The sequence below is a fragment of the Sinorhizobium sp. BJ1 genome (genome assembly GCF_002531555.1).
Lineage (GTDB): Bacteria > Pseudomonadota > Alphaproteobacteria > Rhizobiales > Rhizobiaceae > Sinorhizobium > Sinorhizobium fredii_B.
This window is the reverse complement of sequence record NZ_NWTH01000006.1, coordinates 215,426-228,601: the sequence shown is the minus strand read 5'-3', so window position 1 is coordinate 228,601 and position 13,176 is coordinate 215,426. Positions and strand designations below refer to the sequence as shown.

Annotated in this window: 11 protein-coding genes; 4 read left to right on the top strand and 7 right to left on the bottom strand. The window is 59.3% G+C overall.

Annotation, left to right across the window (positions count from 1 at the left end):
* Positions 1-28: 28 nt before the first annotated feature.
* The 3 genes from CO676_RS11620 to CO676_RS11610 are packed head-to-tail and all read left to right on the top strand — an operon-like array spanning position 29 to position 2,750.
* Positions 29-769, top strand: coding sequence for a PHP domain-containing protein (locus CO676_RS11620; protein WP_179875470.1), 741 nt, complete (start codon positions 29-31; stop codon positions 767-769).
* On the top strand, positions 766-1,776 hold the full coding sequence (locus CO676_RS11615; RefSeq protein WP_097521145.1) for an ATP-grasp domain-containing protein: 1,011 nt from the start codon (positions 766-768) through the stop codon (positions 1,774-1,776). The genes CO676_RS11620 and CO676_RS11615 overlap by 4 nt, the downstream gene beginning before the upstream one ends.
* 14 nt (positions 1,777-1,790) lie before the next feature.
* Positions 1,791-2,750: an NAD(P)-dependent oxidoreductase gene (locus CO676_RS11610; RefSeq protein ID WP_179875469.1), complete on the top strand. Its 960-nt coding sequence runs from the start codon at positions 1,791-1,793 to the stop codon at positions 2,748-2,750.
* A 138-nt stretch (positions 2,751-2,888) separates the two neighbouring features.
* On the opposite strand, the gene CO676_RS11605 is transcribed toward CO676_RS11610, so the two are convergent.
* The 4 genes from CO676_RS11605 to CO676_RS11590 form a co-directional block, all read right to left on the bottom strand.
* Complete coding sequence (locus CO676_RS11605; protein ID WP_097521141.1) at positions 2,889-4,052, bottom strand: calcium-binding protein; 1,164 nt, start codon at positions 4,050-4,052, stop codon at positions 2,889-2,891.
* Positions 4,053-4,307: 255 nt separating this feature from the next.
* Entirely contained in the window at positions 4,308-5,390 is a 1,083-nt protein-coding gene (locus CO676_RS11600; protein ID WP_097521245.1) for a glycosyltransferase, read from the bottom strand.
* A gap of 71 nt (positions 5,391-5,461) precedes the next feature.
* Positions 5,462-6,658: a glycosyltransferase family 4 protein gene (locus CO676_RS11595; protein ID WP_348628069.1), complete on the bottom strand. Its 1,197-nt coding sequence runs from the start codon at positions 6,656-6,658 to the stop codon at positions 5,462-5,464.
* 252 nt (positions 6,659-6,910) lie between these two features.
* Positions 6,911-9,022, bottom strand: a complete 2,112-nt coding sequence (locus CO676_RS11590; protein WP_245424304.1) for a nucleoside-diphosphate sugar epimerase/dehydratase — start codon at positions 9,020-9,022, stop codon at positions 6,911-6,913.
* Positions 9,023-9,686: 664 nt separating this feature from the next.
* Between CO676_RS11590 and CO676_RS11585 the strand changes: the two genes are divergently transcribed.
* Entirely contained in the window at positions 9,687-10,178 is a 492-nt protein-coding gene (locus tag CO676_RS11585) for a hypothetical protein (RefSeq protein WP_097521136.1), read from the top strand.
* Positions 10,179-10,294: 116 nt separating this feature from the next.
* Here the strand turns inward: CO676_RS11585 and CO676_RS11580 are convergent, their stop codons facing one another.
* Genes CO676_RS11580 through CO676_RS11570 form a run of 3 tightly spaced genes read right to left on the bottom strand, consistent with a single transcriptional unit; the run spans position 10,295 to position 12,781 of the window.
* Positions 10,295-12,127, bottom strand: a complete 1,833-nt coding sequence (locus tag CO676_RS11580; protein ID WP_097521134.1) for a carbamoyltransferase — start codon at positions 12,125-12,127, stop codon at positions 10,295-10,297.
* Between the two features lie 12 nt (positions 12,128-12,139).
* Positions 12,140-12,289: a DUF5989 family protein gene (locus tag CO676_RS11575; RefSeq protein WP_015887299.1), complete on the bottom strand. Its 150-nt coding sequence runs from the start codon at positions 12,287-12,289 to the stop codon at positions 12,140-12,142.
* 60 nt (positions 12,290-12,349) lie between these two features.
* On the bottom strand, positions 12,350-12,781 hold the full coding sequence (locus tag CO676_RS11570) for a hypothetical protein (RefSeq protein ID WP_097521132.1): 432 nt from the start codon (positions 12,779-12,781) through the stop codon (positions 12,350-12,352).
* Positions 12,782-13,176 lie beyond the last annotated feature (395 nt).

Genomic DNA, 13,176 nt, shown 5'->3' with positions numbered 1-13,176 from the left:
AAGCTTATCAAAGGGCGCAATGAAAAGCATGGAACCGCAACGAAAGACGGATAGCGGCAAGCCTGTGTTCTCCCGTTTTCGGGATCTCAGTCGCGAGCAACTGAATGTGGAACTCCAGGTCCATACCAACTGGACCGATGGGGAGGCGACGGTGTTCGAGGTGCTGCAAACCGCGAAAAAACGCGGCCTCTCCGAGCTCGCCTTCACGGAGCATGTCCGAGAAGACACGTCCTGGTTTCCCGATTTCAAGGCCGAGATCCTGTCGGCTGTGGATGGCTTCGGCGATATGTGCGTCTATGTCGGTTGCGAGACGAAAGCCATGGACGACGATGGACGGTTGGATGTGTCGCAGTCCGTGCTCGACGCCTGCGATATCGTTCTTGGCGTCGTCCACCGCCTGCCGGACGGGCAGGGCGGCTATCTCGATTTCAAACGATTGTCATTCGAGGAGACGGCCGAAATCGAATTCCGGCTGTCGATAGGCATGATTGCGAACGCGCCGATCGACGTGCTCGGACATCCGGGTGGGATGAGCCTGAGGCGATACGGCCGGTTTCCGGAGAATTACTTTCGCACGCTGATGACGGCGACGCTCGAGCGGGGGATCGCCATCGAGATCAACTCCTCGTACTTGGCCGATATGCCTGGATTCTTGGCGTTGTGCGACGAAATCAATCCATTTGTTTCGATCGGTTCCGATGCGCACAAGCTCAGCGAATTGGGCCGTTGCCGGGACAGGCTTCTTGAACTGGGGGTAGGGCTAACATGAAGGTCTTCATTACGGGCGCGGGCGCCCTCCTCGGACAGGGCATCATTCGCGCATTGCGGCGCTCCACGCTTCGAGCGACCATAATCGTGGGGGACCCGAGCCCGCTCTCCGCCGGGCTCTACTGGGGCGATGCCGCCTATCTTGTTCCGATGGCGAAGGACCCGGAATATCTGGACAGGCTGGGCGACCTGCTGCGAGCGGAGCGGCCCGACATCCTCATTCCCGGAACCGACGTGGAATTGCCGATCCTTTCAGCCAACCGCGAAGCGATCGAGAAGACCTACGGAACCAAGGTGATCATCAGTTCGCCATCTGTCGTATCCATCGCCAATGACAAGTGGCTTACCTCCGAGTTCCTCCGGGAACGCGAACTGGGCTTCGTTCCCTCCTGCCTGCCTGGCGATGAGGAGGCGCTCATCGAAGAGTGCGGCTTTCCGCTTATCATCAAACCGAGGATCGGCGCCAGGTCGATCGGCTTTGGCATCATCCGCGATCGAGACCAGCTAAGGCGCGCAATAGCCGAGCAGCCCGGCATCGTCATACAGAAATATGTCGGCTCCGATGCGACCGAATACACTGCCGGCACACTTACTTTCGACGGGAAATGTCGCGCGACGATCGTCATGCGCCGGGATCTACGCGACGGCAATACCTACCGCGCCTTTGCTGAGCCGTTTCCGGCCCTCAACGCGGCAATGGCGCAGGCGGCAGACGCCCTCGGCGCCTACGGGCCTGCAAATTTCCAGTTCCGCCTCGACGACGACGTTCCCAGGATCTTCGAGATCAATGCGCGGTTTTCGGGTACGACCGGGGTGAGGATCCATGCTGGCTTCAATGAAGTGGAGATGTGCATTCGGCTTTTGCTGTTCGGCGAACCGGTCGTTCAGCCGGAAATCACGCCGGTAACCATATTGCGGCACTGGTCGGAAACCGTGGTCAGACCCGGCGAACTGGTCACGGCCCCGCTCGTCTTGAAGAAGAAGCCTGAGGGAAGAGATCGGCCGTGAGTCCCAAGGAACTGATGATAACTGGCGCGACGGGCTTTATCGGGGCGAGACTCATTGAGCATGCACTTGCACGAGGCTACGCCGTCACGGCGCTTGTGCGCGATCCAGAGCGGGTGCCGGCGCGCAAGCATACGCGCTTGCGCATTGAGCAGTGGTCGATCGGCGAGCCACTTCCGTCGGTAAGGCAAGCGGAGGCGCTTCTTCATCTCGCAGCCTTTATTCCTGCCGACCTCAGCGATGCCCATCAGGCCGCCAAGTGTTTCGAACTCAACACGAACGGAGCGCTTCAGGTTGCGATGGATGCCGCCTCGCAGGATGTTCAGCAGTTCGTCTACTTTGGATCGGGGCAGGTGTACACGCCCGCCCCCGAGTCGGCCTCGGAGACGAGTCCCGCCTTTCCCGTCAATCGCGCCAGCTACTATCTGGCGAGCAAGCTCTCGGCGGAGATTTGCCTGCTCGCCTTCGGAAAAGCGAAGGGGATGCTCGTGACGGTCCTTCGCCCCGCATCGGTCTACGGTCCCGGCATGCATGGCAAAGGCATGGTGACAGCGTTCATCCGCGCGCTTGCTTGCGGACAGCCCGTGATTATTCGCGATGGGGGCGCCTACCGCGTTGATCTCGTCTATGTCGACGACGTGGTTTCACTGGCTCTCGAAGCCGTCGCAGCCGAAAGGGAGGGCGTGTTCAACGCGGGCAGCGGGCAGGCCTGCACGTCGTTGGAGGCGGCCCGTATCATTGCCGAGGTGATTGGAGCGGACCCCTCCCTGATCAAAGTGGAGGGTGAAGACAGGGACGCAGCGGTGGCGGGCTTTGCGGCGCTGAATGTCGCCAGGGCCGCCGAGCAATTGGCCTACACGCCGCGCGCGTTCCGCCAAGGCATCGAGGCATGGAAAGCAGAGACCGGGCTTGCGGACTTTCAGAGCGCGAGCGGGCAGAACAATACTGCCTCGCGAACGGAGGAGGGACCGCAGTGAGGCCCTAAACAGCAACAGGAGGTCGCCACCCTTTTACTTATTTTTTGCTGGCAAGCACGTTGCGTTGAAGGCGACACGCCGCAAGGCGTGTCGCTTTCCCGAATTTATAGGTGCGTCACGGCCTCGTGGCGATCTGCATCAGGCGAAGAGAAAGTCGCCTCTTGAAAAACTAGCGGCGCTCAGAGTGCCGTTGGGGTCGTCCAAGAGAATGGAGAACGCGTTGCCGCCGGAGCTGTGACCCTTTATCAACACGTCGCCGCCGGAGGTATCATAGGCATAGACGGTGCCGTTGGCGCCGGAGCTGGAATACTGGGTGACTCCAAGTTTCTCGATCACCAGGCAATCGACGCCATCCTGGAAATCCACGATCATGTCCTGGCCGCTGAGCGCGGGGGTTGCCTTGAAGACGAAACGGTCGGAATCGGCACCGCCCCAAAGGATGTCGCTTCCCGCTTCACCGATGAGAGTGTCCTTCCCGGCGTCACCGCGCAAGGTGTCATTGCCATCGCCGGCATAGATGAGGTCGATACCGTTGCCGCCCCTGAGCGAGTCCGCGCCGCCTTCGCCAGACAGGATGTCGTCGCCGTCATCCCCGAAGGCGATGTCGTTACCGTCACCGACCGAGATCCTGTCGTTGCCGATGCCGCCGTGAGCTTCGTCGATTCCAATTTCGGAATCGAGCACGTCATTGCCATCGCCGCCATCGAGATAATTGTTCCCGTCGCCGCCATCGACGATGTCGTCGCCGATGCCGCCATAGACGCGGTCGTGTCCCGACTGGCCCTTCAGGGCGTCATTGCCCGCTTCTCCATAGATTGTATCGTTGCCAGCGCCACCCGAGACAGCCTGCTGCGTCAGCTTTCCAGTTGCCGGATCTATGCGATTGTTGAAGCCGTCATTTCCCGAGCCGGCATAGATGAGGTCATCGCCGTAGCCTGCGTCGATATATTCTTCGCCTGCTCCACCGTAGATCTTGTCGTTTCCGCCGTCGCCCAGGATATGGTCGTGACCGTCACCACCGTCGATGATGTCGTTGCCGTCACCGCCTTCGAAGATATCGTTGCCCAAACCACCGATGAGCGTATCGGTCCCAAGCCCACCCTCGATCCTGTCGTTGCCGTCGCCGCCTTCGGCATAGTCGTCACCGAGGCCCGCCTTGATGTGGTCGTTGCCGAGCCCACCGAAAAACCTGTCATTGCCAGCTCCGCCGTCGAGATAGTCGTCGCCGGCATAGCCCCAAAGCTCGTCGTCGCCGAGAGCCCCGCGGATCGTGTCGGACAGAGTGGTTCCCTTTAATATCATCCTCATCTCCTAGCTGTTGCAGGAGGGCCGATAGTTTCAGAATTGGGCGCAAACGTGAACTGGCTCAAAAATGTGAACTAAGGTCTTAGTTACCCTCGTCACAAGAACACACAGTTCTACAGGGAAAGAATATTTACTACCTAATTTAGAAATGATCAATGGGCATTCAACCGAATTGAAGACGCCAACGGAGAGCCAAGCTCGCTCATCGATTTATAAATGCTCGGCAACAGATCTTCCTGATTTCAGTCTTGGTTAAGGCGCTAGAAAACTTGCGTATTTTGCCTTTATCGCGCTGATCTCGTACTCATTTTCGACACGCTCTCGGGCGTTGCGCGAATAGCGGGCATATTCGGTCGGGGAAAGGTCGAGGATTTCGCGGATCGCCTCGGCGAGTGCCTCGGGGTCGCGTGCGGGTACGGCAATGCCCGCATTTCCGGCGATGGCGGCGGCATCGCCGACGTCCGTCGTGACGATCGGCTTGGCATAACTCATCGCTTCTGCAATCACGTTGGGAAAACCCTCGGTCCTCGACGACAGCACCAAGGCGTCGATGCTGCGGTAGTAGGAAGGCATGTCGGAGATTTCACCCTTGAGATCGATGACGTGCTCAGGCAGACCCGCTTCCACCATCAGGTCGACCACAGCGCGGTTGTCGTGGGAAAGCCCGTTGCCGGCCGCAGAAAAGACCGCTCGTGGGTGCGTCTTGCGAACGGCAGCCACGGCTTTGAAGAACGTGGCGTGATCCTTCTGCGGATGAAATCGGCCGACGATACCGATCCGGCGGGCGGTTGTCGCCTCAGTGGGACCGATCCGCGGCAACTCGAAGCCGTTCGGGATGGCAACCATGTTCCTGTTTGCGTAACCGTAAGCTCGATGTAACTCGAGGGCGCGGGCGCTATTGTAGATGATACCGGCAGGCTGGCTCGACAGCAGCTTTGCGCCGGCAATCGCGAGGCGTGAGCTGCGTGTAAGCGAAGCGGGATCATCCAAGGATTGGCGAATATTCCAGTAGATCGGCACACCACGCCCGGCAAGGCGGGCCGCGATCGTGCCAACGATCATCGCGTGGTACATCCAGCACAGGATCACATCGGGTCGTTCCTTGCGGATAAGCCGGGCGAGCCGCAGGATCGCGCCCGGAAGCGCGGCGGGGGACGAGGCAGCCAGCGATACATAGGCAACTCTCGGATTGTCAGCGAGGTTGCGGTTCCGATCCGAGACACCGATCAGCGAAACGACGACAATACGCTCATCTGCCGCACCGTGAAGCAGACGTGCGAGCATGGTCTCGGCACCCGCACTGGCAGTGAAGTTGGTGATGACATGCATGATCATCGCGGCCGCTCTATCTTCGGCGCTGCCCATGCATTTACCGGAGGAATGATCTGCCGCGCCATGAACGTCCATCAATCGGTCAAGCCCATGCCGGCAAAGAGAATTCGGTTGATCATGTGCACATCAAATCTGGTTTCCGCGAGTTCCCGCGAGCGCCTGCCCATTTTTTCGGCGAGATCCGGATCGCGCGCAAACGACGCCATTGCATCCGCAAGGGCGGCGACGTCGAGCGGCTTCACGGTCATGCCGTTCACACCCGGCTGCACCGTATCGCGGCAGCCCGGCAGATTGGTCGTGATCACCGGTCTCCCGACGGCCAGCGCTTCGAGGATGCTCCGCGGAATGCCTTCGCGATAATAGGAAGGCAGGACGAAGACATTGCATGCCGCCAAGTAAGGGCGCACGTCGTCGGTGGTGCCAAGATACTCCAATACGCCTTCGCCGACCCAATCGTTGATCTCTTGGCGCGAGATTGCCGTCGGATTGCTGTCGAAGTGACCGAGCAATTGAAATCGGGCATCGGGGAAAGTGCGTCGCACGATCCTTGCGGCTTCGACATATTCCACCACCCCCTTGTCGCGCAGGAGCCGTGCGATCATAAGGAAGACAGGCCCGCCGGGAGCCGCTCGCGCAAAGGCAAAATGCTCCAGATCGACGCCGGATCCGGGAACCATCGTTGGCGTTAAAGCGTCCGGCAACATACGGTAGCGGCGAATGTCTTCCGCATCCGCGTCGTTATAGACAAAAACGACCCGCGCGCGCTTGAACGCTAACCGATACAGGCGGACGCATAGGTGGCGGATGGCCAATGCTTTGAACGAGCGTCCGCCCACATCGGAAAAGACGTGGCCGAGACCCGTGACGAGGAAGCAGCGTTCCTTGATCCCGAGCGTTCGGGCGGCGATGCCGGCATAGATGATCGGTTTCATCGTATAGGGCAGGATCATGTCAGGCTTCAGGCGCTTTAAGTGTTGCCGCAGCGACCAAAATGTCCGGATGTCCTCCAGCGGGTTGAGGCCGGTTCGGGCCATGGGAATGCGAATGAAGCGCACGCCGATGTCAGCGAGCGCCTGCTCGACTCGCGGGTCGTGCTCGGGAGCAAAGGCTATGACGTCATGTCCGGCGCAGACCAGGCGCTTCAGCAATTCCAACCGAAAAATCGTGAGAGACGCCGCCAGGCTTGCGACGACGGCGATCACGCGTCTGCGCGCTGGAGGGTATGCAACATCGGGCCGACCCGTCGAACAGGCAACGTCTTCTGTTTGCATGCGAGCAACATGTTCAGCGGAACTCAAAGCCGACCTCCCGAATGGACAGCCGAATTGCGTCCCGTGTGCAGAGCGAGGCGTGAATGTCGCCGCCACGCTACGGCTCCGGTTTCGGCAGCGCTGCTCGGTGGCACGCCCGAGCCTGAGACGAGAATCTCGGCGTCAGACGGTTTTCGAGAGAAGGGCCCCTTTGTGGCCAAACCCCTGCGACCAGTAATGGAGTTCAGGCGAACCGCGCTTCCCATTTTTCAATTAATCCGGCAACCGAAGCCCTCCGCGGGCGCTCTTTTGGTAGACTTGTCGCGGTGCAGTCCCAGCCTTGCTGCGGCTTTTCGACGGGAGCCGGCCCCGCTTCTTCTTCATGGCGGGAGGCTTCGTAACGGCGGCCTCGTGCTCGTAGCGCGGAAGCAGTTCGCGCATGACCGCCACGACGGCCGGATCGTTGCCCCGTTCCGCGTGGCGCTGCAGACGGGCGAACGCGTCCCGCAACGTGGGCAAGGGAATCGGCTCCGGAACCGCGCCCAGAACGCCCGGCACCGGCGACGTTGTGCGCTTGTCGCTCTCGTCGAAAAGTTCCTCGTAGAGCTTCTCGCCCGGCCGGCAACCGATGATCTTGATCTCGATGTCCTGGTCCGGGGTGAAACCGGCCAGCCGGATCATCCGGCGTGCAATGTCGACGATCTTGACTGGCTCGCCCATGTCGAGAACGAAAATCTCTCCCTGTCCGAGCTGTTTTTCAAAACCGTAGGCCGACGCCTGCAATGTCAGTTCCACGGCCTCACGGATCGTCATGAAAAAGCGCGTCATGCATGGATCGGTGACGGTCAATGGGCCCCCTCTTGCAAGCTGACGCTTGAAGAGCGGGATCAGCGATCCGCTTGATCCCAGCACGTTGCCGAAGCGAACAGTCATGAACCGCGGACCTTTGCCGGTTTCGTGACCCTCCAGGTCGAGCGCCTGGCAATAGAGCTCCGCGAGGCGCTTCGTCGCACCCATCACGCTTGTCGAGTTCACAACCTTGTCAGTCGAAACCTGGACCATGGCAAGGGTGCCGTATTTCTTTGCTGCGTTGGCAACGTTCATAGTGCCGATGACGTTCGTGAGGACGCCCTCGCGCGGATTCATCTGCACCATAGGCACATGTTTGAGGGCAGCAGCATGGAAGACCAGCTCGGGCCTGTGTCGCTTGAAAATTTCCTCAACACGCTGGCTGCGCCGGACGCTGCAAAGGTAACTCCGCCGAGACAGCTTCGGGAAGGTCTCGGTGAGCGTCATGTCGATCGAGTAAAGATTGTATTCCGAATTGTCGACCAGCACGATCTCCGCCGGCTCGCACGCAGCGACTTGCGACGTCAGCTCGCTGCCGATCGATCCGCCGGCTCCGGTGATCAGGACGCGTCGGCCACGAACAAGACGGGCGATCGCCTCGCGGTCGAGCGCCGCTTGTGGACGCTCGAGGAGGTCGGTGAGTTCGATCGACCGCAGTTCGTAAGGGTTGTCTCCTTTGGCGTGCTTGAGCTCGGTCAGCTGCGACAGGCGCGACACTGCAATGCCGAGCCTTTCGGCGGACCGCAGCAGCTCGCTCGACGCGGTTTCGCCGAAGTTCGCCGGAGCTTCCGTGAAAACGACGTGACGCGGCCGCTTATCGATTTGCTGCAGTTCCGCCACGACCTGCTCGAAATCCTCGATCCGCCCCGCGATCGGTACGCCACGAAGGCTCATCCCGAGCTGGTCTGCATTCTTGTCAAGGCAGGCCACCGGCACATGAGTGGCGTTTGGATCCCGGGCGAGTGCGCGCAGATAAAGCTCGGCGGCGTCGCCCGCTCCGACGAGCAGCAGCGGGACTTGGTGGTCGTCGCCCGCCCCCTTATTGCGCCCATTCTTGAAAACGGGTCGCGCCATCGGGAATTCCCCGGCGCGAAAGCTCAGCCGCGCGGCGGCGAGGAAGGCGATCAGAAGGAGCGACTGCATCGGCACGACGGTTCGCGGCATATCGATCAGTCTTGTCGAAAAGAACAGGAGCGAGATGAGCAACAAAGATGTGACGAGGACGGCGCGAAGAATGATCAAAAGATCGGAGATGGAGCCATATTTCCAGTTTCGGCTATAGAGGCCGAACAAGGGGAAAATGAATGCGCAAATGGCGAGGTACTGAGCACCGGACCACAACAGGACAGAGGCCGTTTCAGGCCTCGTACTGAGCTCCGCAAAGCCGTAACGCAGCAACAGCGCCACGGCGAGCGCAATGACTGCGGAGCCAAGGTCGGCAACATATAGGGCAGGGTATTTCTGAACGCTGGAAAAGGCCCGTCGTAGACGCCGAAAACCGATGTCGATGGCCGCACCGCATACCGCCAGCAGCATTTTGGCCGATGATCTTGCTGCTTCGCCTCTCGGCAACATTAGGAAACTATCGCGCACTGCCTTCGCGGCGTCGTAAAAACGCTGCATGACGGCCCCTTCCTAATATCTGCAAGCCTGTCGTCCCGCCGAACGAAAACCGCACCTCCCCAAGAAGGCTAAGGGTGGATCAAGAACGGTGCGTCTGTAAGTCTTGTCGTCGACCAGGTCGAAAGGCTTGATAAAACTAATTCGACAAAGGATTGCGGATCGCGATATTCTAGATCGCGATACAAAACGAACTATGCTAAAAAAGCACTTAATTAGCGGGTTGTAAATAGTCTTCAGTGCATCGGCCCAATTATAGTTTTCCACAAAAATTGACCGGCTGCTGTGAGCGCCTCCGGTAAAAAGCGGGCGCTCCACACGACATTTTGCCGTTCAAGGTGTCGATGAGGGCATGTCGGTCGGCTTGTCTGGTCGCGAGATGAGCAGGGCACACAGCTCAACGAGGCTATATATCCAAAGGCATATGGTGCAACGTGGATGAAGAAGATAGTCTGTGCGCCGTACTTGAAGCTTAGACATTCAAGCTTTCGACGAAATTGTAATCGATCACGCGCCATCTGGCGCATCGCCATAATGATCGTGGCGTCAGCCCCTCTTTTTCACCGAGGTGGGCGGAATCATGCAAGCACGAAGCGTTATCGAGATTGCTGAGTCTGGCGGGCGGCTGCCCACTGAACTGATCGTGGTCGGATATTGGGCAAGCCAGGCTGGCGTCGTGGTCTATGTTCTCAATGGCGTCACCCCCCACGCGATCAATTTGGTTCTGGATCCGATCGTGACGACCCTGCCGTTGTCGATCCCTGGCGTGCTTTATGTCAGCATCAACGACACGGCGCGCGTATGCGAGGCTGTCCGATGCGCCGAGGAGATTTATGCCGCGACCAGGGTCTTCCGTCGGCAGACAGCTGACTACGGCATCGCACCGAGCCTCATCCGGTCTGTCGCCGCCGCCATTCCAAGACTGGAAAGCCGCACTCTTCTGTCCGAAAGAGACGCGCGCGCGCCAAAGCTCGCGAGGCCCCATGTCGTCATGCCTTTCCCGGCGATGAACCGGGTCCACTGGGCTGCGACGGACACGAACGGTAAGCATCCGGCAAAGGCCGCGGTCTGAAGGACTTTCAGATTTTTCGACGGCATGTTTCACCGCCCTCGACATGGGCGAAGGCGATGAGGGCGAACGCGATCTGCGCTCGGCGTGATCACGTCGCCCTTTTTAGGCGGCATACATTAGTCGAGCTCAAACTGCTCTTTGTAGTCCCGCCGCAGGTGTGACGGCTGATCTTCTTTCCTCAGAAAGCAGTTGCCGACGACAAGACACTCGATCTCGGTGCCCATGAAACAGTGGAACGCATCCTCCGGGGTGCAGACGATGGGCTCACCGCGGACGTTGAAGCTGGTATTGACCAGTACGGGACAGCCGGTTCGCTCCTTGAACGCGCTCAGCAGCTCCCAATACCGTGGATTGGTATCGTGATGCACCGTCTGCACGCGGGCCGAATAATCGACATGGGTGACCGCTGGGATCTCCGACCGTGGAACGTTCAGGCGGTCTATGCCGAACAATGCGGCCTCGCCGGGACCAAGCGGCAATTTCCGCCGGTCGAGCACATCGGCCACGAGCAGCATGTAAGGACTGTCGCTGTCGATATCGAACCACTCCGCCACGTCCTCGCGCCGGACCGAGGGAGCAAAGGGACGGAAGCTTTCCCGGTATTTGACCTTCAGATTGAGCGTCTTTTGCATCGTCGGCGAGCGCGGGTCACCCAGGATCGACCTTCCGCCCAGGGCCCGCGGACCGAACTCCATGCGCCCCTGCATCCATCCGACCGCCTTGTCGTCGACCAACGCGTCGACGGTGCGTGCGATCAACACGTCGTCGTCCAGGACGGTGTAAACCGCGCCGGTGGCCGTCAGCCGCTTCTCGATCTCGCGTTGTTCGAAGGCTGGACCGAGATAGGCGCCGGCCATGCGGTCCCGTCCGTCGAGAATGCGGGTGTTTCCGAGATAGCCGTGCCAAGCCGCCAGGGCCGCACCGACCGCGCCACCTGCATCGCCAGCCGCGGGCTGGATCCAGATGTCGTCGAAAATCCGCTTGTTGAGCAGCTTGCCGTTCGCGACGCAGTTCAAGGCGACGCCGCCGGCGAGACAAAGGTGACGCTCGCCGGTTTCCTGACGGCAAAAACGGGCAAGTTTCAAAACGACCTCTTCGGTGACCGCCTGTATCGAAGCGGCGAGATCCATCTCGCGCCGGGTCAGGGGCGATTCCGGCTTTCGAGGCCCGGCGCCGAACAGTTGATGAAAGGCCGGGGACGTCATGGTGAGACCGGCGCAGTAGTCGAAGTAGCGCTGATCGAGACGGAACGAGCCATCCTCCTTCAGGTCGATCAGATGATCCAGTATTTTCTGCGCGAACTGCGGGCGACCATAGGGAGCCAGGCCCATCACTTTATACTCTCCGGAATTGACCTTGAATCCGGTGTAGTAGGTGAACGCGGAATAAAGCAGCCCTAGGGAATGCGGGAAGCGAATCTCCTTGAGTATCTGGAGGTCGTTGTCGCGGCCATGGCCGAGTGACGTCGTGCACCATTCCCCGACCCCGTCCATCGTCAACACCGCGGCGCTCGGGAAGGGCGACGGAAAAAACGCGCTTGCCGCATGCGCCAGATGATGCTCGGTGAACAGGAGCGAACCGGACCATTCCTTCGATCCGGCAAGCTTTCCCAACTGCCTGCGCAACAGTTTCTTTTGAAACAGTTTTTCCTTGATCCAGAGCGGCATCGCCATCCTGAAAGAGCGGAAACCACGCGGACTTGTCGCAAGATAGGTCTCAAGCAACCGCTCGAACTTCAGAAACGGCTTGTCGTAGAAGACGACATGATCGACGTCGGCCATGTCGCATTCGGCCGCAGCTAGGCAATAGGCGATGGCGTTCGCCGGAAACGCGGCGTCGTGTTTCTTGCGAGTGAACCGCTCTTCCTGCGCGGCAGCAACGATGCGCCCATCCTCGATCATCGCAGCCGCGCTGTCGTGGTAAAATGCCGAGATACCGAGAATACGCATGGATGGCCCGGCTCAGAACAGGGTATAGATGAACGGCGCCACCGCGGTACCTTGCGTCAGCACGATCAATCCGCCAAAGACGCCAAGTATGATGAAGATAGGCAGGAGCCAGAACTTCTTGCGGACGCCCATATAGGCCCAGAGTTCACGTACCAGTTCCATATTGCATTTCCTCCACTCAAGAACCCGACAACAGTTTTGGCGCTTTAGAACTGCTTGCGTTCAGAATTGATTGCGCATCGTAGTCGGATCCGGTTCATGCGGTGGCCGCTTGTTCCAGTAAGTGTCGACGCCTTTGTCGAATGAGGCGGCGAGGGGATCGTAGCCGCGTAGCCTCAAGAAGAGTCCGATCGGCACGAAGGCTACCGCATAAATCAGCAGCATCACCACGGGATTGACGATCTTGAAGAGCAACAGACCGAGCTTGGTCCATAGCCGGTTTGGCAAGGCAAGCCAGTCGGGCAAGGCGAACGCCAAGAGGACGAGGACGCCGCCAATAACCGCAAGTCCTGTTGAGATCGGGGTCAGCTGGCCGCTGATAAGCCACCTCACGAGGACAAAAGCGAGGAGGATGCCGCCGACCGTATAGCCGAAACTGCGGTTCGACGGCCCCTCCAAGGAGTGCTCGGGAAAAGATTCGTGCGACTGGTTCATTGTGCACTTCCTCAGCGGTCAGTGCTAATCCTTGCAATACGATATGCGCGAAATGCGGTCGCGCTTGCTTGAAAGGAATAATCGAGACGGATGATATAGAACAAGCGGTGACCGATCCGGTCAATATGCCATTAGATATAGACGGCCGAGAACGCGTGCTTACAGTTGAAATGATATGGCCGCTTCAATCGGGCCGTCAAGCAAGCCGGGAGTTTTTTGGGGAGACTCGATCGGCAAAACTCCTTATATTCCGCGCTGCAAAATGCTGCCCATAAGTTCTGTTCTCAATCCATTTGTGTGAATTCAAGTGCAAGAGAAAAGACTTTTATCAGCCAAAGCCGGTGAAACAGACAAGTCTGAATCGGCCGCTTGAACGAGCGGTCCGCAAGCGCTCG